Below are 23,025 nucleotides of genomic sequence, written 5' to 3'. Positions count from 1 at the left end.
AGGAGGGGGCCCGCGTCAGCGGGTAGGGGGTAGGCTGAGGTGGTGGGCGTAGATCGCCGCGACCGCGCACGAGGCCAGCCGCGAGCGCGGGCTGTCGGCGCGGCTGGTCAGGATGATGGGCACGCGCGCGCCCAGCACGATCCCGGCCGCTTCCGCATTGGCAAGAAAGGTCAGGTTCTTGGCCAGCATGTTGCCGGCTTCCAGGTCGGGCACGACCAACACTTGGGCCACGCCCGCCACGGGCGAACGGATGCCCTTGATGCGCGCGGCGTCCGGGCTGATGGCGTTGTCCAGCGCCAGCGGGCCGTCCAGCAGGCCGCCCGAGATCTGGCCGCGGTCCGCCATCTTGCACAAGGCGGCGGCCTCGATGGTGCTGGGGATGCTGGGCGTGACCTGCTCCACGGCCGACAGGATGGCCACGCGCGGCTCGCCCAGGCCCAGTCCGTGATGCAGGTCGATCACGTTGCGGATGATGTCGGCCTTGGTTTCCAGGTCGGGGAAGATGTTGATGGCCGCGTCGGTGATGAACAGCGGTTCGGTGTAGGTGGGCACTTCCATGATGAACACATGGCTGATGCGCCGGCCGCTGCGCAGTCCGGTCGTGCGCGCCACCACTTCATGCATCAGTTCGTCGGTGTGCAGGCTGCCCTTCATCAGCAGCGTGGCCTCGCCGCTGCGCACCAGCGCCACGGCCGTTTCGGCGGCGGCATGGCTGTGCGGCGCATCCACGATGCGGGCATCGCCCAGGTGCAGGCCGAACTGGGCGGCGGTGTCGCGGATCTTGCCCTCGGGACCGACCAGGATGGGCCGCAGCAGGCCCAGGTCGCGGGCCTCCAGCGCGGCCGACAGCGAGGGCTCGTCGCAAGGGTGGGCGATGGCGCACGCGGCCGGCTCCAGCGTCTGCGCGCGCGCGATGAGTCTGTCGTAGTGCTTGGACGTGGGCAGGCTCATGGGGTCTACGCCTTGGAAGGTTGACGGGACGAGGCGTTGCCGCGCGCGCGCTTGGCGGGCGCATCGACAGGGGCCTTGGCGGGGGCTTTGGCGGATGCCTGGGCGGGGGCCTTGCCGGCCTTGGCGGCGGGCTTGGGCGCAGCCTTGGAAGCAGCCTTGGATGCAGCCTTGAGCGCGGGCTTCGTTTCGGATCTCGCCGCGGAACTCCCGTTCGCCGCCTTGCGGGCGGCGGCGGGGTGGGGCTTGGCGGTCTTGGCGGGCACTTGGGCGGCGGCTTCGACCAGGTCCTGGACCGGATCGGCGGCCTTGGCGCGCGCGGGCCGCGCCGCGGCCGCGGGCGCCTGGCCCTGTTCGCGCTTCTGCGCGCGGCGCTCGGCCGATTCGAAGATGCGCTCCATCTCGGCCAGGCTTTCTTGCGCGGCGTCGCTCAGCGGTTCGGCCGCTTCGAGCACGCCCTTCATCGCATCCAGGGTGGTGCGGATTTCGGCCGCGGTCGAACCTTCGAGCAGGCGCGGCATGGCCTGGATCGCGGCGGTGGAGTCCAGGGTCATCATCAACGCCTGGTCGCGCGTCACGTCCTTGAACTGCTGCAGCGTCAGCGCGTTGTCGGCTTCGGCGCGCATCTTGCGTATCAGCGCGAAGCTGCGCTCGTCCAGGCCGCCCTCGGCGCCCGAGACATACAGCAGCATCCGTATCGCGGCCACGCGCAGGCCGCCTTCCTGTAGCAGCGAACGCAGTTCGGCGGCGCGCTCTTCCATGAAGCGGCGGTGTTCCGGCGAGACGCCGGGGTGTTTGCGCGGCGGGCCGGACTGCGCGCCCAGGCCGGCCAGATCCTGCACTACCGGCGAACCATACACGCCCATGAAGGTGCGTTCGTCGGCCGAGTCGCGCAGCTCCTGCCAGATGTTCAGGCTGGTCTCGATCATGTTCGAGAACATCTCTTGCGCCATCAGGAAAGGATTGGCGGGGGACGCCTGCTGGCGGCTTTCCCGCACGCGCTCCGCCACCTGGGCGATCGGCGCGATCATGGGATTGCGGTCGGAGATCAGTTCGTAGGGCAGGCGCAGCGGATGCAGCCGCTGCATCCACTCGGCCGATTGCGGCGTCACCAGGGCGCGCACCCAGGGCTGCACGAAGCTGCGGTACATGCCCAGATTGATGTCGGAGATGCGGGCGACGGCGGCAAAGCGGCGGTCGTCCTCTTCGTTGCGGTCCACGATGGCGCGCACGTCATCCAGGCTGCGCTGTTCGAAGGAGAGCACGTAATTGCCGAAGGCCAGGTCCGCGTTGGGCGTGTCCGGCGTCTTGTCGGCGATCTCCGCCTGATAGATGCCGGGCGGCAGCACGTCGATCATGTCGATGTTGGACGTGAATTCCTGGTGTTCCTTGCGGGCCACGCTGCCCGACACGAAGATGCCCAGATGGCCGATGCTTTCATGCACGGCGTAGACGATGGTCTGGCCGTGGGCCAGCACCTCGGCTTCATTCTGGTACAGGTCGGGAATCCAGCCCAGCGCCTGCGGCGGCGGGGTGATGTTGTCGCCCTTGGAGCAGAACACCACGATGGGCGAACGGATATTGCGCAGGTCGATGCGGATACCGTCGGACGTCACCAGGCCGGCGGTGGCCAGGCGGTTGCCCACGAAGAGGTTGTCGACGATGTACTGGATCTCGGGCCCGTTCAGGAACACGTGGCCGCCCCACCATTTTTCGAAGCTCAGGTAGCGGTCGGCCTCGGTGTCCACGTTGGAGTACAGGTTGTACTGCTTGGACCACAGGGTATTGGCCGGATTCAGGTTCTCGAAGTTCTGCACCAGCCAGGCGCCGTCGAACTTGCCGTTGCCCAGGTCGCTGGTCATCGCCGTGAGCCAGCTTCCGCCCAGCAGGCCGCCGGCATAGCGCATGGGATTCATGCCCCGCCAGCCGGCCCAGTACGACAGCGGAGCGCCGGCCACGATGATGGGGCCGAACAGCTCGGGGCGGACCGCGGCGGTCATCATGATCTGCCAGCCCGCCTGGCAGTTGGCCACGACGACAGGCTTGCCCTCCGCGTCGGGGTGCAGCGCAATGATCTCTTCCAGGAAGCGGGCCTCGGCCATCATCACGTCTTCGACGGTCTGGCTGGGCATGGGCTGGGGCAGGAACGTCGCGAAGTAGCAGGGGTGTCCCGCGCGCAGCGCGACGCCGATCTCGCTTTCCGGCTTGAAACCGCCGATGCCAGGACCGTGCCCGGCGCGCGGGTCCACCACCAGGAAGGGGCGCTTGATCGGGTCCGTTTCCACGCCCTCGGGCGGCGTGATGCGCAGGAGGCCGTAGTTGACCGGGCGCGGCAGCTTTCTGCCATCCAGCACCAGTTCGGAGTCCATGCTGAGCACATTGGGCGCCTGCTTGGCCATGTGGGCGTGGTATTGATTGCCGCGCTGACGCATCACGTCCGCGTAGAGCACGCCGCGCTGCCAGGCATCCACGGTGTATTCGTAGGCGGCGGTCCAGGGGTTGAAGGACTGGGCGAGTGCGTGATCGGTGCCGGATCCGGCCATGGCGATCTCCTGTAAGTGGCTGCTGGCGGCGGAAGGCCGCCGGGCCGATCCCAAGTGGAACCGGCTGAGTTGACCTCTCCATTACACCGCAATGGATGCTGCAGTGCAACATGGTGCAGATTGACCGGTCAAGCAGCGGATTCCCCTCCCCGACCTGCATAGCCGGCGCCGGGAAAGGGCGCCGAAAGGCGGCTAGGCTCGCGCGGCCGCGTTGTGCTCCAGCCATTTCTGGACGGAGGGCCGCTGCCATTGCGCGTCGGCATAGGCGCGCAGGGGATCGGGCAGATCGTCCAGGGACAGGCGCTTGAGCATGACCGCCAGATCTGTGTCGGCGATGCTCCAGGTGTCGAACAGGGCGGTCTGGTCCACGCCCACCAGCAGGCTGGCCACATGGATGAGCTTGGCGGCGGCGGCATGGGCGGCGTCGGACAGCGGCTGGCCGGCCTTGCCGTAGAAGACCGTTTCCGTGGGGCGTTCCTGGCGCAGCGCGCCCAGGTCGCTGCGCAGCCACGCCTGAATCTGGCGGGCGCGGGCGCGCTGGCGGGTGTCGGCCGGGTACAGGGCGGCATGCGCGGGCGCGGGGAACACTTCGTCCAGGTATTCGGCGATAACGCTGGATTCGGTCAGGTTGAAATCCGCATGCGTCAGGGCCGGCACCCGCGTTGTGAGCGCGCGGCACTGGAACGGCTGCATGCGCTGTTCGCCGGCCTCGAGGTCGACGGGGCGCACTTCGAATGGCAACTGCTTTTCGGTCAGCGCGACATACACCGACATGGCGTACGGGCTGAGGAACAGGGAATCGACGTATAGCGTAATCGGGGCGCCCAAAGCTAGTCTCCGGTCAGGCGGGGTAAGGAATGCGCGAGCCGCGCGGCCGCTGGAATTGCAAAGCGTAACGCAAGTGCAATCCGGGCGTGTCGCGCCGGCGCGTCAGTCCACGATGAAGAGCTTGGCGCCGGTGGCGGTGGACGAACGGTGCGGTTCGGCCTGGTCGGCGACCTGGTAGCTCATGCCGGGCGTCAGCACGAACTGGCGGCCGTCTTCCAGTTCGGTGTGCAGCTCGCCTTCCAGACAGAACAGGATGTGGCCCTTGCTGCACCAGTGGTCGGCCAGGTATCCGGCCGTGTATTCCACCATGCGCACCCGCAGGTCGCCGAAGTGCCGGGTCCGCCAATAGGCCAGGCCGGTGTCGCCCGCGTGTTCGGTGCGTTCCACATCGGACCAGTCCGTGGTGCCGAAGGGGATGTTGCTCATCTTCATCTTGAATCCTGCATCGTGTGACTGCGGCCTCTTGCACGGGGCCATTTGCGCCTTGCCCGGGGGCAAGGCCGGTAAACACATACTACGCCACTCAGGCGGCCAGCTTCTTCTGCCAGAACATGGCGCGGCCGGTGGCCTCGTCGAGCGCGTAGCCTTCGAAGCCCAGCTTGCGGTACAGCCCCTGGGCGACCGCGTTGCCCTCCAGCACCTCCAGCGTGATCTTGCAGCAGCCCAGCCGGCGCGCCCGGTCTTCCAGCGCGGACAGCAGATGCTTGCCCACGCCCCGGCCCTGGAATTTCGCGGCGACGCCCAGATCGTGCAGGTTGATCAGGGGACGGCAGGCAAAGGTCGAAAAGCCTTCAATGTAGATCGCCACGCCGGCGGGTTCGCCGTCGATGCGCGCCAGCAGGGCGTGCGCGGTGGGGCGGCGGGCCAGTTCGGCGATCAGGTTGGCTTGCGCAAAGGCGGGCAAGGGGGAATTGCCGCCCATGGGGCCGCTGGCGTACTCATTCAGCATGGCCAGCACCTGGCGGCCATGCTCGGGATTGTTGAAGTCGGCGTCGATGATTTCCAGCACGATCGTTTCCTGGTGGATCTGGGGTTGGCAACCCAACATTATGCGCGCCGCGGATGACATGACAAAGCGCATTGAAAAATCGGTCCATAACCCCTATCTTCTTGATATTCCAGGCCGAATCCGGTGCTGCCGGGCGCGGCCTCAACCCTCACGGTGAGCTGGAACATGGAGTTCAAGGACTACTACAGCATTCTCGGGGTGGAGCAGGGCGCATCGGACGACGATATCCGGCGCGCCTATCGCAAGCTTGCCCGGAAGTATCACCCCGACGTCAGCAAGGAAAGCGACGCCGAGGTCCGCATGCGCGACGTCAACGAAGCCTACGACGTGCTGCGCGATACCGAAAAACGCCAGGCGTACGACAATCTGGCCGCGGGCGTTTCGCCCGAAGGCGGCTTCCGGCCGCCGCCGGGCTGGGACGAGGGGTTCGAGTTCCATCGCGGCGCGGCGGCCGGCGAAGAAGCGCAGTTCAGCGATTTCTTCTCGTCGCTGTTCGGCGGCCGCGGCGAACGGCGCGGGGCGCGGCAACAGGAGTTCCGCGCGCGCGGCGAAGACCATCACGCCGCGATCGAGGTCGACCTCGAGGACGCGCTCGCGGGCGCCACGCGCGACATCAGCCTGCGGTCCATGCAGATGGACGACCAGGGCCATCCCCACATGCAGACCCGCACGCTCAGCGTCAAGATCCCGGCCGGGGTGCGGGAGGGCCAGTACATCCGGCTGACGGGGCAGGGCATGCCCGGCTATGGCGGCGCCGAAAACGGGGACCTGTATCTGGAGGTGCGCTTCAAGCCGCATCCGCGCTACCGCGCCGAAGGCCGCGACCTTTACATGACGCTGCCGGTGGCCCCCTGGGAGGCCGCGCTGGGCGCCAGCGTCAAGGCGCCCACGCCGGGCGGAACGGTCGAGGTGTCGGTCCCGCCCGGATCCGGCAACGGCCGCAAGCTGCGGTTGCGCGGGCGCGGCATTCCCGGCGATCCGCCGGGCGACCTGTACCTGGTGCTGGACCTGGTGCTTCCGCCCGCCGACAGCGAAGCCGCCAAGGCGGCCTACCGGAAGCTGCAGCAGGATCTGCCCTTCAACCCGCGGCGCCACCTGGGGGTCTGACCATGAAGAAAATCGTCATCACCAGCGCCACCGTCGTGGGCAAAGCGCAGCCGCTCAACGCGGATGACCTGGCCCGCGCGTGCGGCGCGGAAGTGGAATGGGTGGCGCGGCTGGTCGAGGTCGGCATCGTCAACGCCAGCGGGGGCGGCCCCGCGGAATGGCGCTTCCATAGCGTGGACCTGCAGCGCGCGCTGCATGCGCGCCGCCTGGAACACGACTTTGGCGCCGGCCTGGACGCCGTGGCGCTCATCCTGGACCTGAGCCAGGAAGTGCGCCGTCTGAAATCGCAGTTGCGGGCGCTGGGGGCCCTGGACCAGCCATAGCGTGGGCGAGGGTGGGTAAAATGGCCGCCCGGCGCAACACGACAAAGCGAAACGCACCTTGGCGACTCCTCCCGCCGCGCCCGCCCTTCCCGGCGGCGCGCGCATCGACGGCCTGAAATCCTGCCTGCCCGTGATGATCGGCTACTTTCCCGTGGCCGTGACCTTCGGCATTGCCGGCATCGCGGCCGGGTTGACCCCGCTGCAGGTCATTCTGATCTCCGTGCTGGTCTATGCCGGCGCCAGCCAATTCCTGCTGCTGGCGTCGATCAAGGCCGGCACGCCGTGGCTGTGGGTGGTGGCGCTGTGTTCGTTGCTCAACGCCCGCCATCTGCTCTATGGGCCGCTGCTGTCGCGCTTTCTGCCGGCCGCGCTGCACGACCGCTTGAAGGTGGCTTTCCTGCTGACCGACGAAGTCTTCGCCACCGCGTTCAACCGCCTGCAAAGCGTGGAGCCCGGCCGGCGGCAGGGTTGGATGATCGCCCTGGGTCTGGGCGCCTGGCTGACCTGGATCGCCGGGACCGCCGTGGGTGTGTATGCGGGCGACGGACTTGAACGCCATTACCCCGTGTTGTCGCAGGTGATGCGTTTTGCGCTGCCGGCGCTGTTCATGGCGCTGGTGTGCCAGAGCGCCAAGCGGGGCATGGGCCTGCCCATCGTGGCCGCCGTCGCGGGTGCGGGCGTGATCGCCGCGCTGGGCCACACCAGCCTGGCCATCCTGGCCGGCGCCATCATCGGCTGCGCCGCCTATCGCCTGAGGAGGCCGGCATGAACGCCGATGGACTGGGATTCTGGGGCGCGGTGATCGCCATGGCGGTCATCACCTATCTGACGCGCGCGCTCCCTTTCATGCTGTCCGAGCGCAGCCGCCTGCTGCGCCATCTTTCGCGCGAAGGGTCGGCGCTGGCCGCGCTGGGGCCGTCCCTGCTGGCGGGGATCGCGGCGGCGGTCATCGTGCCCGACCTGCTGGACGCGGGCGATCAGGCCGCCCGCATCGCGCCGTACGTGGGCGGGCTGGCGGTCACCGGCGTGGCGGCGCGCATGGTCGGCAATACGGGTGTCGCGGTGCTGATGGGCATGGCCGGATACGGGATATTGCTGGCCTTGGCGGCGTAGTGGCCCCAAGGCAAAATGGTCGAACCCCCAAGGAGGCCGACCATGCTTACGCTCTACCATGCGCCGCGCTCGCGGTCGTTCCGGATTCTCTGGCTGCTCGAGGAATTGGGCGTGCCTTACGACACCGAGATGGTGTCGATCCGCGGCAGCGACAGCACCGGCCATATGCCCTCGGACTACATCGACATTCACCCCCATCGCAAGGTGCCGGCGCTGGTGCATGATGGCGTGCCGGTATCCGAAACGCCCGCCATCGCGCTCTATCTCACGGACCTGTTTCCGCAGGCTGGCCTGGGGCCGCAGGTGGGGGACCGCCAGCGTGGCCCTTACCTGACCTGGCTGGCGTATTCCACGGGCGTGTTCGAACCCGCCATGGTCGAGCGCGCCTTCAAGACGCCGCACCAGGCGGCGCTGGGATGGGGGTCGGCGGACGAGGTCGAACAGGTCTTGAGCCGGGTGCTGCAGGCGCGCCCCTTTTTCCTGGGCGACCGCTTCTCCGCCGTGGATATCGTGCTGGGCGGATCGCTGCAGTACATGATGCAGGTAAAGGTCATACCGGAGACGCCCGTCTTCAGCGCCTACGTCGAGCGCCTGAGCGACCGTCCGGCCATGCACCGCGCCCTGCAGCGCGACGGCGACATCGAAGAGTCCTGAGCCTTCCCGTCCCGCCGCGGGCGGGCCGGCGTCAGGCCTGGCCCTGGATGCGTTCCCGCAGGTGGGCCTGCCATTGCTCGGGGCGGCCCAGGTAGCGGCTGGGTTCCAGCAGCGTGCAGATGCCGTCGCGCTCCAGGGCCAGCGTGGGAAATCCCGTGCCCCCGACCCGTGCCAGCAGCTTGCGGCTGTCGGCGATGTGCGCGGCGGTCGCGGCGCCTTCGGCTGCCGCATAGGCGGCGGCGTAGGCCTCGGCGTCCAGGCCGATTTCCGCGGCCAGCGTCTTGAGCACGGCGGGGTCCGCGATGCGCAGGCCCTGCACGTAGTGGGCCTGCTGCAGGCGGCGCAGCAGATCCAGGCCTCGGCCGGCCAGCGCTTGCGCCGCCAGGATGGCGGTGGTGGGCGGTTCCGAATCGAATACGGCGCCGCTGTCGCGCAGCAGGCCGTCGAAGTAGTCCGGGCCGAACACCTGGCCCGTCATGCCGGCGATGCGCTCATCATGCGGCATGACGTAGCGCCGCAGCGCATCGGTGACCGGCTGGCGGTTGCCGCCCGTCATCATGCCGCCGCCGTGGGGCATGACGGTCAGGCCCGGAATGCCCCGGGCGGCCTCCACCAGCGGCGCGGCGCCGTAGCACCAGCCGCAGAGCGGATCGAAAATGTAATGCAGGATGGGAGTGTGGGTAGCCATGGCGCCATCGTAGGCGCGGGCCGGTGCAAGAAACAGCCTGGCGCGGTAGCCAGAGTGTTGCATCGGCCGTGCGGATTGCCCGCACGGCCCCGAAAATCACCCGGCGATCTGCACGCCGATCCAGAACAGGCCGGCCGCCAGCAGCATCGAGGCGGGCAGCGTCAGCACCCACGCCAGCAGGATGTTGCGCACGGTGTTGCCTTGCAGTCCGGTCTTGTTGGCGATCATCGTTCCGGCCACGCCCGACGACAGCACATGCGTGGTGGACACCGGCAGGCTGAACACGTTGGCCAGGCCGATGGCGGCCACGGCGGTGACCTGCGCCGACATGCCCTGCGCGTAGGTCATGCCCTGCTTGCCGATCTTTTCGCCCACCGTCAGCACCACGCGGCGCCAGCCGACCATGGTGCCCGCGCCCAGCGCCAGCGCCACCGCCACGATCACCCAGAAGGGCGCGTATTCGGTGGTGGCGGTCAGGTCCGCGCGCAGCCGTTGCAGGTCGGCGCGTTCACGGGCGGGCAGCCCTTCCAGCCGCCCGACCCGCTTGGCGGTGTCGTCCAGGCACAGCAGATAGCGGCGCACGGCGACACGCTTTTCGGCGGACAGGTCGGCATAGTTGCTCACGCCGTGCAGGTCGGTCTGCAGCGCAATGATGGTCGGCACGGTCAGCGCGGGATCGCAGCGGAAATTGGCCGGCAGCTCTTCCTGGATATCGGTGCGCTTGAGCGCCAGGAAGTCCCCCAGCATCGCTTCGTTGCGTTGATAGAAAACCAGCAGGTGATTGGCCGCGTCGCGGGTGCGTTCGATCTGGTAGGTGGTGCTGGTGGTGTCCAGCACGAAATTCGCGGGAACGATGCCGATCAGCACCAGCATGATCAGGCCGATGCCTTTTTGGCCATCGTTGGAGCCGTGCACGAAGCTCACGCCCATGGCCGACAGCACCAGCACCAGGCGGTTCCAGAAGGGCGGGTGCTTCTTGTTGTCGATGGCGCGGCGCTGCTCGGGCGTCTTGTGCATCTTGGACAGCGGCAGCCACCGCTTGAGCGCCAGCAGCAGCCCGCCCGCGACCAGGAACCCGGCCACCGGCGAGGCCACCAGCGACAGGCCGATGTCGATGGCTTTGCCCCAGTTCACGCCTTCGCCCACCGGCAGGCCGGTGATCAGCGCGTTGGCCAGGCCCACGCCCAGGATCGAACCGATCAGGGTGTGCGAGCTGGACGCGGGGATGCCGAAATACCAGGTGCCGAGGTTCCAGGCGATGGCCGCGGCCAGCATGGCGAACACCATGGCCAGCCCGCGGCCCGTGTCCACATTGATCAGCAGTTCGACCGGCAGCAGATGGACGATGGCATAGGCCACCCCGACACCGCCCAGCAGCACGCCCAGGAAATTGAAAATACCGGACAGGACCACCGCCAGGTGCGGCGGCATGGCCTTGGTGTAGATGACCGTTGCCACGGCGTTTGCCGTGTCATGGAAGCCGTTGATGAATTCGAAGGCCAGGACGAATGTCAGGGCCAGCACAAGACTGAGGCCAACCCAGGGGTCTAGGCCGTGGAAGAGGTCGAACATGGAGGCGGGGGCGAGGTTCCGGCGAGAGGTGCCGATTATTACAGATTTGTGACCTGTCCCCGGTTGCGTCGGGCTACTAGAACTTCGAATACTGGAACTCGATCTCCATCGGCTTGCCCAGATTGGCGGACGTATCCGCCTGGATCAGCATGACGGCCAGCAGGCCCAGGTACAGCAGGCAGAGCCAAAGCGTTTTCTTCATGGGCGGAATATCTCGGCGATCTTCTGGTTCACGCGCAGCCAGCCCAGTTCACCCAGGTGCTGGACGTCGCGCAGCGTTCCGACTTCGAATGGCGCGCCGTACATGTCCATGCAGCGCATGGCGTACCGCTGGCACAGCGCCGCGACATGGCGCTGTATCGGCTGGAAACGGTCCAGGTCCTTGAACACCAGCGGATGCAGCGGTTGCAGGACAAACAGGGCATCGACGCCGTGCTGGCGCAACAGCGCCATCAGGGCGGTGAGTTCGCGCAGCTCGTCGCGCCCGGTCAGCGGCTGGGGCAAGTAGGCGGTCTTGCCGCCCTCGGGGATGGCGCGCAGGTATTTGTTGAAGAACTCGTCGCGTACGGCGTACCGGTTGCCGCTCATCAGCGTCTGCTCGGCCGTCTGCGCCTGGCTGGCCAGCGCATCCCAGTCCACCACCCGGGCGGCGGCGGGCGGGCCCTCGCGCTCAGGTTCGGGAGCGGGCGCGGCGTAGGCCGGCGTCCACAGGTCGACCAGGCGCTGGCGGAATACGTAGGCCTGTTCGGCGGCCATGGACCACATCACGCTGGCGTCGCCCTTGTCGTTCAGCCAGCGCATGACCTCTGCCCGGGCCTCGGGTTGCTTGAGCAGCCGGGGCAGCAGCGGGTTGGCGTGTTCCTTGAATTCGTCCGGCCCCAGCCCGCCATCGCCGTCGAACCATCCCGGCGACAGCATGACCACCACGCGCGAGGCCGGCGACAGGTCGTCGGCCAGCGCCGCCAGCACAAACTGCATGCCCAGCGACTGGAAGCCCGAATGGCCATAGGCCAGCACGGGCATCTGCAATTCGTCGGCCAGATAACGGTAGGGCACGAAGCGCAGGTCGTTGCTGGTCAGCTCAGAGGAGCCCAGGATCACGAGGCGGTCTCCGGTGCGCAACGCCTGGCCGAGCCGCGAAAGATTGCGGGTCTGTTCCTGCAGCGTGTTACCCAGGTTGGGGATGTAGACGCCGGGCGCGGCGGCCGGCACCGGCCCGGTCTTCAGGGCCAGCGCGTGCAGGGCTCCCCAGCCGGCGGCGGCGGCGGCGGACAGCGCCAGCGCCGCGGCCAGGGCATGCTGCCGAAGGGTGCGTTTGAACATGGAAAACCCGAAAGAGTGCGCGGCATGCCCGGACGGAAGGCTGCGATTGTTAGCGGATGTTATCGGGCGTCCATGACGGGAACAAGCGCGGGAAACCCCACGCACGGGGCCGATTTGCTTTTTTGCCACACCGGACGGGCGGCGGACCGCGCGTCCTGCCGGCAAAGAATGCGATAGCATCGTTGTCGCGCGGTTCTTCTGGATTTCCATGATTGACCGCGGCGTCAGCCGCCCACGCGGCGTCCTTCCCTTCGAATTCCCGTCCCGCCGCCCATGACCGACCTCACCCGAATCGTCCGCAGCCACCCCGATGAACTGATCGTGGGCCTGGTGTCCGTCTCCGATCGCGCCTCGATCGGCACCTATCAGGACCAGGGGATCCCCGCGCTGCGCGAATGGCTGGGCCGCGCGCTGGCAACGCCCTGGCAGGCGGTGGAGCGGCTGATTCCCGACGAAGCCGGCCGCATTTCCGAGACCCTGGTCGAACTGGTCGACGGCTGCGGCTGCGACCTGGTCCTGACCACGGGCGGCACCGGGCCGGCCCGGCGCGACGTCACCCCCGAGGCGACGCTGGCGGTGGGCACCAAGGAAATGCCGGGCTTCGGCGAACAGATGCGGCAGATCAGCCTGCGTTTCGTGCCCACCGCCATCCTGTCCCGCCAGGTGGCGGTCATCCGTGAAACCGACGGCCATGCCGCACTGATCGTCAATCTTCCGGGCCAACCCAAGTCCATACGCGAGACCCTCGAAGGCCTGAAGGCCGAAGACGGCGTCGAACTGGTGCCCGGCATCTTCGCCGCCATTCCCTATTGCATCGACCTGATCGGCGGCCCGTATGCCGAAACGCGGCCGGAAGTCATTGCCGCTTTCCGGCCCAAATCCGCCCGCCGCGTCCCGCAAGCCTGAGTCCGGCCGCCGGGCCGCGCGATGCACGCGGGCGCTGCCGGCCCCGGCGATATGGCCAGGCCCCTGCGTTATAGTTGTCCGCCCCCAATAATCCCCATCTGCCTGAGAGTCCCAAAGTCATGAAGGTTCGTATCGTTCTGTCCCTTACCGTCCTGGCCGCCCTGTCGGCATGCGCCAACGTCAAAGACGTGCGCGATCGCGATCCCGTTTTCTACGGCGCCACCCAGCGCTCGGCCGAGGACTACACGCAGTGCGTGGCCGATGCCTGGAAGGCCCAGGGCGTCAACTTCAAGCAACGGGCGGTGCGCAACGGCTTTGAACTGGTCCAGGAAGACAGCCTGGGCGTGGAGGCCGTCCTGACGACCACGCACTGGAAGGGCAAGACGGAAACGCGCCTGTCCACGCGCATCGCGCGTCGCGACCAAAGCATCATCGAGCCGGCGAACCTGTGCCTGTGAACGTGATGCATCGACGCCGCGACGTACTGCGCCTGGGCGTGGCCGCGGCCGCCGTCTGTCTGGGCCTGCCCGCGCGCGCGCAGCAGGCAGGCTTCATCACCCGCAAGCTCAACGTGCCCGTGCCGGGCGGCGTGGCCGTCTTGAACCTGGGCGACGCCGACCGCGCGCCAGAGGTCTCCTTCCTGGGCCGGCGGGTGATGGTGGTGCGGGAAGAGGGCAAGCAGTGGATCGCGGTGCTGGGCATTCCGCTGAGCGTGAAGCCGGGCCAGCAGCAGGCTGAAGTCACGGACGCGAAGGGCCAGCGCAAGGTGGCCTTCACGGTCGGCGCCAAGGATTACGTGGCGCAGCACATCACCTTGAAGAACCCGCGCCAGGTCGACCCGAATCCCGACGACATGAAGCGCATCGAGCGTGAAATGGCCGAACAAAGCGCCGCCAACCGCGGCTACCGGGCCGGTGTCACGCCCAGCAATCTGCTGCTGGACCGCCCCGTCAATGGCGGCCGCCTGTCCAGTCCTTTCGGCTTGCGCCGCTTCTTCAATGGGCAGGAACGCAACCCCCATTCGGGCCTGGACTTTGCCGTGCCTGCGGGAACGCCGATCAAGGCGCCGGCCGCCGGCGTGGTGGTGCTGGTGGGGGATTACTTCTTCAATGGCAAGACCGTGTTCCTGGACCATGGCCAGGGCTTCGTCAGCATGTTCTGCCACATGTCGGCCATCGACGTGAAAGTCGGCGACGAGGTGCCGCGGGGAGGCGTGGTGGGGAAGGTCGGGGCGACCGGCCGCGCGACCGGCCCGCATCTGCATTGGAACGTGAGCCTGAACGACGCGCGCGTCGATCCCGCCATTTTCATCGGGGCGTTCAAGCCCTGAGGCGCCCGCCGGCAGGGGGCAGGGCGCGCTTTACGCCTGTGCGGCCTGCAACGCGATCCGGTTCAGCGTGAACTGGTGCATGCGCTCGGCGTACTCCATCTGTTGCCGGACGTGCAGATGCCCGGCTTCCTGGTCATCCAGGCAGTTGTCGTACTTGGTCTTGGCTTCGGAGTAGGTCAGGCCGGTATTGCGCAGGCTGTTGATGAACGCCTCGCGCGATTGGCGCAGCAGGCGCAGGCCTTCCTCGCCCTTCACGAATCTTCTTCGCGCCAGGGCAAGCTGGTCTGCGGCGGCTTGCAATTCTTCTTTCAGGTCCATCTTGCGTCATGCGTATCCGGCCAGGCGTCGCGCCAGGCAGGACGCCATTCTTTCATGAACGGGCGTTCCACGCATTACGGCATTTCGCGGTACGGGCTTAAGGCTCGCGCGAAGGGGGGCAGGGAGCCGGCGCCGGGCCGGCCCTGGATCCCAGACTTAACGGCGGTATTGCTGGGGACGATGCGGCGCGGGAGCGCGTTCGTCCTTGTGGCGGAAGTTGATGCGGCCCTTGGTCAGGTCGTAGGGCGACATTTCCAGGGTGACGCGATCGCCCGCCAGGATGCGGATGCGGTGCTTGCGGATACGGCCGGAGGCGTAGGCGCCGACTTCGATGCCGTTGTCCAGCTTTACACGGTAGCGGCTATCGGGCAGCACTTCGTCAACGATGCCATCCAATTCGATGAGTTCTTCTTTAGCCATTTTCTACTCCTTGATCAATACGCGCAGCCACGCCGGCGGCATGACGCGCCGCGCAAGGCGGCAAGCGCGTTGGACTCAGATAACCAGGTCCAGCGGTTTGAACGTAAAACGTCCGGGCAGGCGCGGGTGGGGGCCACGGCATCCCTAGCGGATGTCTGAAATGACGGGTACTCGCGCCGCGAGGGCAGTGAGCGCGCGATGCGCGGCTTGGTCGCGGCAGCGGCGTGATAAGCACATTGCCGGAAGAAGCGGGTTGGAGCGTCTGCTGCAATGCCGGGCGGCGCGATTATCGGTGTTGCCGCGCGTTTGGCAGTGACGGGGTTCGCCCAAAAAAACCGGAAGCAGCCTGGGTTGCTGGCAGGGTGGGTCAAAAGCCCCATCGCCGCTGGCGGTACAGGTTGGCACGCAGAGTGACCGAAGCCCGGTTTTTGCGGAAAAATCACGGACTTATGTTACTTCAAAGCGCGCCGATTAGCCAGTTTTTATCCTGGGCTTGGCCGCGATAGTTGCTGGTGAACGACTCTAGCGGCGCGGAATGCGGGCCTGGTATTCGGCTTCCCACGCTGCATTGGCGGACCAGAAGGGGCCCGGGTCGCGCCCGGCCAGCCTGGCGGCCAGGATATTCAGATGGGTGTGCCAGCCGCCGGCGACGTCGACCATGTCGTCCCGGCTGGCCAGCTTGCGGTGCGTGAGCACGAGCAGGGTGCCTTCGCCCTGGGGGGACAGTTCGAAGGACACCTCCGAGGGCGCGCCTTCCGATCCGCCCCAGGTGCAGGCCAGCAGGCGGGGCGGTTCGCAACGGGTGATCAGCCCCTGGGTGGTGAGGCCCTCTTCATAGGGCTTGTAGGCCTCGGGCGTGGGCTCGCGCACGGAAGACAGGTCGGCGTGCAGGAACCGCAGGGTGACGCCGCCGCCTTCAAGCAGCTCCATGTCGCCGGCCGCAAGCCAGCGCCCGCGCTTGTCCGAGTTGGTCAGCCAGGCCCAGACTTCCTGCACGCCGGCGGGCAGCACGCGCGTGAAACGCAGGGTGGCGGGGTCCAGTACGGCGCCGTAGTCGCTCATGATGATCTCCTGGGGCGTCCGGAGCCGGACGCCGGTTCATCTTCCGTGGGAAAAAGTCAGGGGGGCGATCTGCGGGCTGTGCTCCGGCGCGTCGTCCAGCGCGCCCGGATGCTGCGGCAAGCTGTCGGTGATGTCGAACCATGGCGCTTTGTCGGCCACATGGCAGTGCGCCTCGGGCTTGACCCCCGGATCGTCGTCGAGCGCGCCCAGGGGCAGGCCGTAGACGTCCGGCGTCTGGTCGAAGCGGCTGAGCAATGGGGTGCCGCAAGCCTCGCAGAAGCCCCGGTAATTGCCGGGCGACGAGGCATACCAGGTGACGTGGTTTTCCCCGAGAGTCCAGGCGAAATCCTTGACCTGGACGGTTGCGCGGCTGCGGAAGGCCGCGCCATGCGATTTGCGGCACATGACGCAGTGGCAATTGAGGGCGTTGGTAAGCGGACCGTTGATCTCGTACGCAATGCGGCCGCACAGGCAGGAACCTTTGATCATGATGAGCGCTAGGCGAGTGGGGGAACAGTTCCAATATACCCGCGGCGCCATGCGCGCGAACCGGCTTTTGTGACGGATGTCTTTCAGTCCGCTCCAATGTCCCTATTTTTCGCCAAATGTTTCGATCTTCAGGTCATCGCGCTGTCATGCCGCGAAAACAGAATGCGGCCATGAACACATCCAAGGGGATCCAACGATGACCTGCGCCATCGAAGTTCAAGGGCTCTGCAAGACTTTTCAAGGCGGCACGCGGGCGCTGGACGGCATCAACCTGCAAGTGGCCGACGGCGAGATGGTCGCCCTGCTGGGCGCTTCGGGATCGGGTAAATCCACTCTGTTGCGCCATCTGGCCGGCTTTGTCGCGGGCGACGCGGGAGCGGGCAGCGTGACGGTCAACGGCCAGCTTATCCAGCGCAATGGGCGTCTGAGCCGAAATGTGCGCGGCGCGCGCGCCGGCATCGGCTTCGTGTTCCAGCAGTTCAACCTGGTGGGCCGCCTGCCGGTCATCACCAACGTCCTGACCGGCATGCTGCCGCGCGTGCCGCTGTGGCGCAGCCTGACGCGCTGGTTCCTGCGCGACGAGGTGCGCCAGGGCCTGGACGCGCTTGCCCAGGTTGGTATAGACGACTACGCATTTCAGCGCGCATCCACCCTGTCCGGGGGCCAGCAGCAGCGCGCGGCGATTGCGCGCACCCTGGTGCAGAACGCCCGCGTCATCCTGGCCGACGAGCCGATTGCGTCGCTGGACCCCGAATCGTCGCGCCGCGTCATGGATACGCTGGCGCAGATCAACCGAAGCCGCAAGGTGGCGGTGGTGGTGTCGCTGCACCAGGTGGACGTGGCGCTGCGTTACTGCCCGCGCGTCGTGGCGCTGCGCCACGGCAAGGTGGTCTACGACGGCCCCTCCGCCCGTCTGACTCCGGCCATGCTCGGTGAGCTATATGGCTCCGACCTGGGCGAGCTGCTTCCCGAATACGCGCCCCAAGCGCCGGCCACGCCGGCCGTGGCGCCGCTGTCCCGACTGGCGCAAGCCGCCTGATTCCTGGCCTTTCCTTTCCCGGAGCCTTCCATGCTACGCAGAACCTTCGTCACCCTGATCGCCACGGCGGCCCTCTCCGCCCAGGCCTACGCGCAAGACGCCAAGACGTTGAACTTCGGCATCATCTCGACCGAGTCGTCCACCAATCTGAAGTCCGTCTGGCAGCCCGTCATCGACGACCTGAGCCGTTCGATCGGCGTGCCGGTCAAGCCCTTCTTCGCGTCCGACTACGCCGGCATCATCGAAGGCATGCGCTTCAACAAGGTGCAGATGGGCTGGTTCGGCAACAAGTCGGCGATCGAGGCCGTCGACCGCGCCAAGGGCGAGGTGTTCGCCTCGGTCATCGACAAGGACGGCAACCCCGGCTACTGGTCGCTCCTGATCGTCAACAAGGACAGCAACCTGAAGACCCTGGACGACGTGCTGAAGAACGGCGCCAAGCTGAGCTACGGCGCGGGCGACCCCAACTCCACGTCCGGCACCGCCGTGCCCGGCTACTACCTGTGGGCCGCCAACAAGATCGAACCCAAGACCTTCTTCAAGACCGTGCGCGCCAGCAACCACGAAGCGAATCTGCTGTCGGTCATCAACAAGCAGGTGGACGTGGCCGTCAACAATACCGAGGCGCTGGAGCGTTACCGCCTGAGCACCGGCCGCGACGCCAACGACAGCGTGCGCGTGCTGTGGAAGTCGCCGCTCATTCCTGCCGATCCGCTGGTCGTGCGCAGCGATCTTCCGGCCGACCTGAAGGCCAAGATCCGCGACTTCTTCCTGAACTACGGCAAGGGCAAGGACGCCGCGCGCGAAATGGCCAATCTGAAAGCGCTGACCTACCAGGGCTTCCGCGCGTCGGACAACCTGCAGCTCGTGCCCATCCGCCAGATCGAGCTGGCGCGCGAAAAGGCCAAGGTCGAGGCCGATTCCACGCTGGGCCAGGCCGAAAAGCAGAAGCTGCTGTCCGACCTGGACGGCCGGCTTGCCAGCCTGGGCCAGCCGGCGGTGGCCAGGCAGTAAGCCTGTCCGCATGACGCCAGCGCGCCGCCGGGCGCGCTGGCTCTTTTCCCAAGCAATCTCCCTAGCGGATCTTCATAGAAAATGAACCTCGCCACGCACTCCTCCCGCCTGCCCGCCGCGCCGCGCTCGTCGCTGCCCGTCCTTCTCGTGTGGGCCGTCGTGCTGGCAATGCTGGTCATGTCGTGGCAAGGCGCCGACATGCGTCCGATGGACCTGCTGCGGGACTCGGGCAACATGGCCCAGTTCGCGGCCGATTTCTTTCCGCCCAACTTCCGCGACTGGCGCATGTATCTGGACGAGATGATCGTCACGGTGCAGATCGCGGTGTGGGGCACCTTCCTGGCCATCGCGGTGGCGGTGCCCCTGGGCCTGCTGTGCTCGTCGAACATGGTGCCCGCCTGGGTCTACCAGCCCATGCGCCGCCTGATGGACGCCTGCCGCGCCATCAACGAAATGGTCTTCGCGATGCTGTTCATCGTGGCGGTGGGCCTTGGACCGTTCGCCGGCGTGCTGGCCCTGTGGGTACACACCACGGGCGTGCTGGCCAAGCTGTTTTCCGAGGCTGTCGAGGCGATCGACCCCCGGCCGGTGGAAGGCGTGCGGGCCGCGGGCGCGAATGCGCTGGAGGAAATCGTTTACGGCGTGATCCCGCAGGTGCTGCCGCTGTGGATTTCGTATTCGCTGTACCGGTTCGAATCGAACGTGCGGTCGGCGTCGGTGCTGGGCATCGTCGGGGCCGGCGGCATCGGGACCGTGCTGTGGGAGATCATCCGCAGCTTCCGCTACGCCGAGACCTGCGCGGTCATGATCATCATCGTAGCCTTCGTCGTGGTGATCGATATGATCTCGGCGCGCATCCGCAACGCGCTGATCTGACGGCCGGGGGCGGACCCCCGGGCGCCTCAGCGCGGCGGCTGGCGCAGCGACTGGAACGCGGGCAGCGCGAGCAGGCCCGCCAGGCGCGCGGCGTCCACGTCGGCGTCGGACACCACGGGGCGCGGCATCAGGAAGTTGATGGTGCCCAGGCAGACGTCTCCGTACACCACGGGCACGTTGATGACCGACCGCAGGCCCAGGTCGCGGATCGCATCGTGGTCGTTGAAGAATTCGCGAATGGCGTCCTCGCCTTCGCCCACGAATACCCGTTGTTCCAGCAGGACGTGGCGGCCCCACGGCGTACCGGTCTTGTCCTTGCTGCCGCCGGGCGGATAGGCCTCTGGATTCGAGCTGTACAGGCGCACGACGCGCATGGCCTGGGCATCGTACCGGTTGACCGTGCACAGGGTGTGCGCAAGCGTGGCGCGGGCGTAGGCATCGATGGCCTGGAAGGCCGCCGCCGCATCGGCGGCGGCATAGGCCAGGGCGATGGCCTGCACGCCGGCCAGCACCGGCTTCGGGGGCAGGGCGGCGCTGGGGACGGCCGTCATTCCGCGGTGATTCCCAGTTCTTTGATCAGCTTGCCGTACTTGTCGGCGTCGCGCGCCAGGATCTGGCCGAACTGTTCCGGCGTGGTCTCGGTCAGCAGCACGCCCATGTCGGCCATTTTCTTGATGACTTCGGGACGCTTGAGGATCAGGTTGATTTCGCGGTTCAGCCGGGCGGTCAGCTCGGGCGGCATGCCCGCCGGACCGAACGCGCCGTACCAGACCGACAGTTCATAGCCGGGCAGCGTTTCGCCGACGGTGGGCACGTCGGGCAGGAACGGCGAACGGGCTTCCTCGGTGACGGCCAGCAGCTTCAGCTTGTTCATCTGCACATGCGGCAGGGTCTGCGTGCCGGCGCTGAACAGCACCTGCGTGCGGCCGGCCACGGTGTCGAGCACCGCGGGCGCGCCGCCGCGGTAGGGGATGTGCATCATCTTCACGCCGGCCGCCTTTTCGAACAGGGCGGCGCTGAGATGGTTGGTCGAGCCCTGGCCCGCCGATGCGTATGCCACGGCGTCGGGATTGGCCTTCACGTAGGCAATGAATTCCTTCAGGTTGGAGGCCGGCACGGACGGGTGCGCCACCATGGTGTTGGTGACGAGCGCGAGTTCCGCGATGGGCGTGAAGTCCTTCACGCCGTCGAACGGCATGGTGGAATACAGCGCCTGGTTCATCGTGTGCGTGCTCATCGAGCCCACCAGCAGCGTGTAGCCGTCGGGCTTGGCGCGGGCGACGAAGGTGGTGCCGATGTTGCCGGACGCGCCCGAGCGGTTTTCCACGATGACGGGCTGGCCCAGCGATTGGGTCAGGCCTTCGGACAGCACGCGCGCCAGGATGTCGGTGGATCCGCCCGCGGCCCAGGGCACGATCAGCGTGATCGGCTTTTCGGGCCAGGCGGCGTGCGTAAGCGCGGGCGCTGCCAGGGCCAGGCCCAGCGCGAACGTGCGCAACAGTCGTTTGAATTGCAGCTTCATGGTGTTTACCCCTTGCGTAGTGTCCGGTCTGTGCGCCGGATGGATGAAAACAGGTTCAGCGGCCGACGGCATAGCCCTGCATGCCGCGCGGATTGGCGCCGGCACGCAGCAGCAGGCCGCCGCCGGCAGCCGGTTCGCGGGTGCAGGCGCTGATGCGGCCCTCGGACCAGTCCGGCCCGGCCTTGACGTCGTGGCCGGCGGCGCGCAACGCGTCCAGCGTGGCGGCGGGCATGCGGGACTCCACCGTCAGCCGGTTCAGCGTCAGCGAGCGCGGCCAGAACGAGCCCGGGAAGTGATCGATATGCCAGGAGGGTGCTTCGATCGCCTCCTGCAGATTCATGCCCATCGCGTGGCGCAGGAAGAACGCCACGGTCCATTGGTCCTGCTGGTCGCCACCCGGCGTGCCGAACGCCATGTAGGGCAGGCCGTCGCGCAACGCCAGGCCGGGCGACAGAGTGGTGCAGGGGCGCTTGCCGGGCTGTAGCTGGCCCGGCACGCCCTCGTCCAGCCAGGTCATCTGCAGGCGGGTGGTCAGCGGGAAGCCCAGCGCGGGCACGACGGGGCTGGACGACAGCCAGCCGCCAGACGGCGTGGCGGCCACCATGTTGCCGTCGCGGTCGATGACGTCGATCTGGCAGGTGTCGCCGACGAAGATCTCGCGCGCGGCCCATTCGGACACGGGCGGGAGGGCCGCGAAGGTCGGTTCGCCCACGCCGAAGCGGGTGTCGGACGCGGCCAGGGTGCGGGCCGCGGCGTCCAGGTCGGGCAGGCGGGGCGCCAGGCCCGCCGGGCTGCCGGGCTGCAGCGCGGTGGCGGCGCGGTCGCCAATGCCGGCCGCGCGCGACTTCGCGTAGGCGTCGCTCAGCAGTTCCGCGAGCGGCACCCGCACAAAATCGGGATCGCCGTACCAAGCGCTGCGGTCCGCGAACGCCAGTTTGGCGGCTTCGGCCACGCGATGCACGAACGGCGCAGACGTCGGATCCAATCCGTCGATGTCCAGGTGCCGCAGTATCGCCAATTGCTGCAGGTGGACCGGGCCCTGCGACCAGACGCCGCATTTGGCCACGGTATAGCGCCCGTACTGCACCGTGAGCGGCTCGTCGTACGTGGCCCGCCAGTCGGCCAGATCGGATTTGCGCAGCAGGCCGCGGTTGCGCTGCCCGGTGGTGTCGCGCACCGCCTCATGGGTGTAGTAGGCGTCGATCTCGTCGGCGACGAAGCCGCGGTACCAGACGTCCAGCGCGGCATCGATGCGGCCGCGGCGGTCGGTGCTGGCGCCGTGCGCTTCGTCAAGGATGCGCGTGTAGGTGGCGGCGATGGCGGGCGTGCGGAACAGGGCGTCCGGGGCCGGTACGCGGCCGTCGGGCAGCCACACGTCCCGCGAACTTGTCCATTCGTCGCGGAACAGCGCCTGCACGGCAAGGATGGCCTGCGAGATGCGCGGCACCAGGGGAAAGCCGTTGCGCGCGTAGTCGATGGCCGGGCGCAGCACGTCGGCCAGTTCCCAGGTGCCGTAATCGCGCAGCAGGGTCAGCCAGGCGCCGAACGCGCCCGGCACGGTGGCGGGCAGCAGGCCGATGCCGGGCACCAGGTCCAGGCCCAGGCAGCGGAAATGCGCGGGGGTGGCCAGCGCGGGCGCCGGACCCTGGCCGCACAGCGCGCGCATGCGCTGTTCGCGTTCGCTCCAGAACAGGATGGGCACTTCGCCGCCGGGTCCATTCAGGTGCGGTTCCACGATCTGCAGCGTGAAACCGCCCGCCACGGCCGCGTCGTAGGCATTGCCGCCGCGCTCCAGCACGCCCATGGCCACTTGCGAGGCCAGCCAGTGCGTGGACGAGACCACGCCGTGCGTGCCGCGTATTTCGGGGCGGGTGGTGAAGGATGCGCTCATGGGGCCATTCCGGGCAGCGGGGGAGATGTCGGAAGTATAGGATCGTGAAA

The 23,025-nt window shown here is 67.6% G+C and carries 27 protein-coding genes; 11 read left to right on the top strand and 16 right to left on the bottom strand.

From position 1 onward, the window contains the following. Positions 1-15 precede the first annotated feature (15 nt). The 5 genes from ASE30_RS12125 to ASE30_RS12105 all read right to left on the bottom strand — a co-directional run bounded on the left by ASE30_RS12125 (position 16) and on the right by ASE30_RS12105 (position 5,328). Positions 16-951 (bottom strand): phosphate acetyltransferase, encoded by a 936-nt coding sequence (locus tag ASE30_RS12125; RefSeq protein ID WP_057284564.1) that lies wholly within the window; start codon positions 949-951, stop codon positions 16-18. Positions 952-956: 5 nt separating this feature from the next. Then, positions 957-3,491, bottom strand: a complete 2,535-nt coding sequence (locus ASE30_RS12120; RefSeq protein WP_057284563.1) for a DUF3141 domain-containing protein — start codon at positions 3,489-3,491, stop codon at positions 957-959. A gap of 192 nt (positions 3,492-3,683) precedes the next feature. Next, on the bottom strand, positions 3,684-4,319 hold the full coding sequence (yfcF, locus tag ASE30_RS12115) for a glutathione transferase (protein ID WP_057284562.1): 636 nt from the start codon (positions 4,317-4,319) through the stop codon (positions 3,684-3,686). Positions 4,320-4,421: 102 nt separating this feature from the next. Continuing rightward, on the bottom strand, positions 4,422-4,751 hold the full coding sequence (locus ASE30_RS12110; RefSeq protein WP_057284561.1) for a DHCW motif cupin fold protein: 330 nt from the start codon (positions 4,749-4,751) through the stop codon (positions 4,422-4,424). A gap of 91 nt (positions 4,752-4,842) precedes the next feature. Then, positions 4,843-5,328: a GNAT family N-acetyltransferase gene (locus ASE30_RS12105; RefSeq protein ID WP_057284575.1), complete on the bottom strand. Its 486-nt coding sequence runs from the start codon at positions 5,326-5,328 to the stop codon at positions 4,843-4,845. A gap of 165 nt (positions 5,329-5,493) precedes the next feature. Here ASE30_RS12105 and ASE30_RS12100 point away from each other — a divergent pair, with 165 nt between their 5' ends. The 5 genes from ASE30_RS12100 to ASE30_RS12080 are packed head-to-tail and all read left to right on the top strand — an operon-like array spanning position 5,494 to position 8,525. Further along, complete coding sequence (locus ASE30_RS12100; RefSeq protein ID WP_057284560.1) at positions 5,494-6,435, top strand: DnaJ C-terminal domain-containing protein; 942 nt, start codon at positions 5,494-5,496, stop codon at positions 6,433-6,435. Positions 6,436-6,437: 2 nt separating this feature from the next. Further along, positions 6,438-6,758, top strand: a complete 321-nt coding sequence (locus tag ASE30_RS12095) for a chaperone modulator CbpM (RefSeq protein ID WP_057284559.1) — start codon at positions 6,438-6,440, stop codon at positions 6,756-6,758. A 58-nt stretch (positions 6,759-6,816) separates the two neighbouring features. Beyond that, a complete protein-coding gene (locus ASE30_RS12090; RefSeq protein WP_057284558.1) occupies positions 6,817-7,527 on the top strand; it encodes an AzlC family ABC transporter permease in 711 nt (236 codons plus the stop codon). Further along, complete coding sequence (locus ASE30_RS12085) at positions 7,524-7,871, top strand: AzlD domain-containing protein (RefSeq protein ID WP_057284557.1); 348 nt, start codon at positions 7,524-7,526, stop codon at positions 7,869-7,871. Before ASE30_RS12090 ends, ASE30_RS12085 begins: the two co-directional genes overlap by 4 nt. A gap of 42 nt (positions 7,872-7,913) precedes the next feature. Next, the gene (locus ASE30_RS12080) at positions 7,914-8,525 is read left to right on the top strand and encodes a glutathione S-transferase family protein (protein WP_057284556.1); all 612 of its coding nucleotides are present in this window, start codon (positions 7,914-7,916) and stop codon (positions 8,523-8,525) included. Positions 8,526-8,556: 31 nt separating this feature from the next. Here ASE30_RS12080 and ASE30_RS12075 read toward each other — a convergent pair whose 3' ends face one another. The 4 genes from ASE30_RS12075 to ASE30_RS12065 form a co-directional block, all read right to left on the bottom strand. Then, a complete protein-coding gene (locus tag ASE30_RS12075; protein WP_057284574.1) occupies positions 8,557-9,213 on the bottom strand; it encodes a DsbA family protein in 657 nt (218 codons plus the stop codon). A 96-nt stretch (positions 9,214-9,309) separates the two neighbouring features. Next, complete coding sequence (locus ASE30_RS12070; protein WP_057284555.1) at positions 9,310-10,785, bottom strand: inorganic phosphate transporter; 1,476 nt, start codon at positions 10,783-10,785, stop codon at positions 9,310-9,312. Positions 10,786-10,861: 76 nt separating this feature from the next. Further along, a complete protein-coding gene (locus ASE30_RS29755; RefSeq protein ID WP_255352919.1) occupies positions 10,862-10,987 on the bottom strand; it encodes a hypothetical protein in 126 nt (41 codons plus the stop codon). After that, positions 10,984-12,108 (bottom strand): D-alanyl-lipoteichoic acid biosynthesis protein DltD, encoded by a 1,125-nt coding sequence (locus ASE30_RS12065; RefSeq protein WP_057284554.1) that lies wholly within the window; start codon positions 12,106-12,108, stop codon positions 10,984-10,986. The genes ASE30_RS29755 and ASE30_RS12065 overlap by 4 nt, the downstream gene beginning before the upstream one ends. Before the next feature lie 273 nt (positions 12,109-12,381). Between ASE30_RS12065 and mog the strand changes: the two genes are divergently transcribed. The 3 genes from mog to ASE30_RS12050 all read left to right on the top strand — a co-directional run bounded on the left by mog (position 12,382) and on the right by ASE30_RS12050 (position 14,344). Beyond that, positions 12,382-13,014 carry a molybdopterin adenylyltransferase gene (mog, locus tag ASE30_RS12060; protein WP_057284553.1) on the top strand — a complete coding sequence of 211 codons (633 nt, stop codon included), beginning with the start codon at positions 12,382-12,384 and terminating at the stop codon, positions 13,012-13,014. A gap of 119 nt (positions 13,015-13,133) precedes the next feature. Continuing rightward, the gene (locus ASE30_RS12055) at positions 13,134-13,472 is read left to right on the top strand and encodes a hypothetical protein (protein WP_057284552.1); all 339 of its coding nucleotides are present in this window, start codon (positions 13,134-13,136) and stop codon (positions 13,470-13,472) included. A gap of 5 nt (positions 13,473-13,477) precedes the next feature. Next, a complete protein-coding gene (locus ASE30_RS12050) occupies positions 13,478-14,344 on the top strand; it encodes a M23 family metallopeptidase (protein WP_057284573.1) in 867 nt (288 codons plus the stop codon). A gap of 30 nt (positions 14,345-14,374) precedes the next feature. Here the strand turns inward: ASE30_RS12050 and ASE30_RS12045 are convergent, their stop codons facing one another. The 4 genes from ASE30_RS12045 to ASE30_RS12030 all read right to left on the bottom strand — a co-directional run bounded on the left by ASE30_RS12045 (position 14,375) and on the right by ASE30_RS12030 (position 16,633). Further along, positions 14,375-14,662, bottom strand: coding sequence for a hypothetical protein (locus tag ASE30_RS12045; RefSeq protein ID WP_057284551.1), 288 nt, complete (start codon positions 14,660-14,662; stop codon positions 14,375-14,377). Positions 14,663-14,818: 156 nt separating this feature from the next. Continuing rightward, positions 14,819-15,082: a translation initiation factor IF-1 gene (gene infA, locus ASE30_RS12040; RefSeq protein WP_006221179.1), complete on the bottom strand. Its 264-nt coding sequence runs from the start codon at positions 15,080-15,082 to the stop codon at positions 14,819-14,821. A 522-nt stretch (positions 15,083-15,604) separates the two neighbouring features. Next, complete coding sequence (locus ASE30_RS12035) at positions 15,605-16,144, bottom strand: SRPBCC family protein (RefSeq protein ID WP_057284550.1); 540 nt, start codon at positions 16,142-16,144, stop codon at positions 15,605-15,607. A 36-nt stretch (positions 16,145-16,180) separates the two neighbouring features. After that, positions 16,181-16,633 (bottom strand): GFA family protein, encoded by a 453-nt coding sequence (locus tag ASE30_RS12030; RefSeq protein WP_057284549.1) that lies wholly within the window; start codon positions 16,631-16,633, stop codon positions 16,181-16,183. 196 nt (positions 16,634-16,829) lie between these two features. On the opposite strand from ASE30_RS12030, the gene phnC reads away from it, so the two are divergent. The 3 genes from phnC (at position 16,830) to phnE (ending at position 19,562) form a co-directional block, all read left to right on the top strand. Beyond that, positions 16,830-17,672 carry a phosphonate ABC transporter ATP-binding protein gene (gene phnC / locus ASE30_RS12025; protein ID WP_057284548.1) on the top strand — a complete coding sequence of 281 codons (843 nt, stop codon included), beginning with the start codon at positions 16,830-16,832 and terminating at the stop codon, positions 17,670-17,672. Between the two features lie 30 nt (positions 17,673-17,702). Then, positions 17,703-18,686: a phosphonate ABC transporter substrate-binding protein gene (gene phnD / locus ASE30_RS12020; protein WP_057284547.1), complete on the top strand. Its 984-nt coding sequence runs from the start codon at positions 17,703-17,705 to the stop codon at positions 18,684-18,686. 81 nt (positions 18,687-18,767) lie between these two features. After that, positions 18,768-19,562, top strand: a complete 795-nt coding sequence (phnE, locus tag ASE30_RS12015; RefSeq protein WP_057284546.1) for a phosphonate ABC transporter, permease protein PhnE — start codon at positions 18,768-18,770, stop codon at positions 19,560-19,562. Between the two features lie 26 nt (positions 19,563-19,588). Here the strand turns inward: phnE and ASE30_RS12010 are convergent, their stop codons facing one another. From ASE30_RS12010 to ASE30_RS12000, 3 genes are read right to left on the bottom strand one after another with little or no spacing between them, the layout of a single operon-like run. Then, on the bottom strand, positions 19,589-20,113 hold the full coding sequence (locus tag ASE30_RS12010; RefSeq protein WP_057284545.1) for a GAF domain-containing protein: 525 nt from the start codon (positions 20,111-20,113) through the stop codon (positions 19,589-19,591). Further along, positions 20,110-21,084: a tripartite tricarboxylate transporter substrate binding protein gene (locus ASE30_RS12005; RefSeq protein WP_057284544.1), complete on the bottom strand. Its 975-nt coding sequence runs from the start codon at positions 21,082-21,084 to the stop codon at positions 20,110-20,112. The genes ASE30_RS12010 and ASE30_RS12005 overlap by 4 nt, the downstream gene beginning before the upstream one ends. Positions 21,085-21,139: 55 nt before the next feature. Beyond that, positions 21,140-22,975 carry a gamma-glutamyltransferase family protein gene (locus ASE30_RS12000; RefSeq protein WP_057284543.1) on the bottom strand — a complete coding sequence of 612 codons (1,836 nt, stop codon included), beginning with the start codon at positions 22,973-22,975 and terminating at the stop codon, positions 21,140-21,142. Positions 22,976-23,025 lie beyond the last annotated feature (50 nt).

The organism is Achromobacter sp. Root83 (assembly GCF_001428845.1).
Classification (GTDB): Bacteria; Pseudomonadota; Gammaproteobacteria; order Burkholderiales; family Burkholderiaceae_B; genus Achromobacter.
This window is presented reverse-complemented; position numbering and strand designations above follow the sequence as displayed.